Below are 1391 nucleotides of genomic sequence, written 5' to 3' on the forward strand. Positions count from 1 at the left end.
GGGACGTTCCAGGTCGATGATCTGCTGCCATTGCTGCTGAGCGGCCTCCAGATCTTCTTGGTAGGCATAGAGCAAGCCCAGGCGCAGCCAAAGCGCATCCAGCTCCGTCTGCAAATCTTGCATGGAGGCCAGAAGGGCGGGATCCACCTCTGGAGATTGGGCCAGTTCTGGGCTGGCCGCCTCAGATTCGCCAGCAGGAGTTAAACGGGCCAGCCGTTTCAAACGTTTCAGGCGTTCGGCGTAGTTATCGGCGGTCTGCTGATAGCGATTTTGGGCCACCTTGAACACATCCTGACCCAAAAGTGCCCGTGCCAGATCCTGATAGCGGGGATCATCGAGGGTGCGGGAAGCTTGCAGGGCGAGATCGGTTTGCAACAAATCCAACTGCGTTTGGGGCGGCGGCTGAAACCAACTGCTGGAAAGAGAAAGCCCGACAATCACAATGGCCAATAGGCTCAGCAGGTTGAGGATCCCACGGCGAACAGAAAACCAAGCAGAGGAGGGGTCGGCAGAGGCCGTGGTTTCAGAGTGAGACATTGCGGCGACGGATCCAACTCAAGCGGGTTATATCCTATCTTCTGTATTGTCTTGGCGGAATGGAGTTGTTATTACTGCATTACGGATTTGTCCTGTTGTCACCGTCGCTCCAGCCAATAGCGATAGATGGGCAGGCCCAGTTGTAGGCAGTGCCACTCCCGCTCCGTGGGGATGCCGAGGGGATTGGAGTCCAAAGGCCCCTGGTGGGGATCCCAAAACTGCGGATGATCCAAAAATCGAGCTGCCATTTCTTCGGCCACCTCTTGGATATCCGATTGCAGGAAGACGGGGCTGCCCGGTCGCAGCAGCAGAGCCAGATCCGCCACCAGTTGGGGCTGGACGATCCGCCGTTTGTGATGGCGCTTTTTGAACCAGGGATCCGGAAATAGGATGGTCACCCGGCTGAGATCCCCCGGCGCAAACAGATGCCGCAAAGAGACATTGATGTTGGCAAACAGAAAATGGACGTTATCCAGCCCCAGCTCATCCCGCCAGGCATTGGCCCGCTCCACCAGCGCCTGCCGAATCTCTACCCCTAGGAAGTTCCAGTCGGGCTGCTCCTGAGCGAGGCGCAGCAGAAATCGTCCGCTCCCTGTGCCGATATCCAGATGAAAGGGCTGCCCCAGCCGCCGGTATACCCGTTCCCAATGGGGTGGGGGGGCGGGCTGCTGATACTGTGCCTGCAGGGGATTGACGTGCTGCCGTACCCGGTGACCGAGGCCCCTCTGTAAGGGGATCCCGGCCCAAGGCGGAGAAGGGGGGCGCTTCTCCAGTTGGCCCTCAGGCGATTGCTGCCCCTGTTGCACCTCTGCTTCCATAGACCACCTCCTGCCGCCAGCTGCGGCCCTCGCCCA

The 1391-nt window shown here is 59.5% G+C and carries 1 protein-coding gene and 1 pseudogene; both read right to left on the reverse strand.

Annotated elements, in window-relative coordinates:
• Nucleotides 1-537 (reverse strand): annotated as a pseudogene (locus NW820_RS06920) (CPBP family intramembrane glutamate endopeptidase); the annotation flags it as partial.
• A 98-nt stretch (nucleotides 538-635) separates the two neighbouring features.
• Entirely contained in the window at nucleotides 636-1355 is a 720-nt protein-coding gene (trmB, locus tag NW820_RS06925; RefSeq protein WP_414407068.1) for a tRNA (guanosine(46)-N7)-methyltransferase TrmB, read from the reverse strand.
• Nucleotides 1356-1391 lie beyond the last annotated feature (36 nt).

This window comes from Synechococcus sp. R55.7, assembly GCF_047461955.1.
In the GTDB taxonomy this organism is placed as follows: Bacteria; Cyanobacteriota; Cyanobacteriia; order Thermostichales; family Thermostichaceae; genus Thermostichus.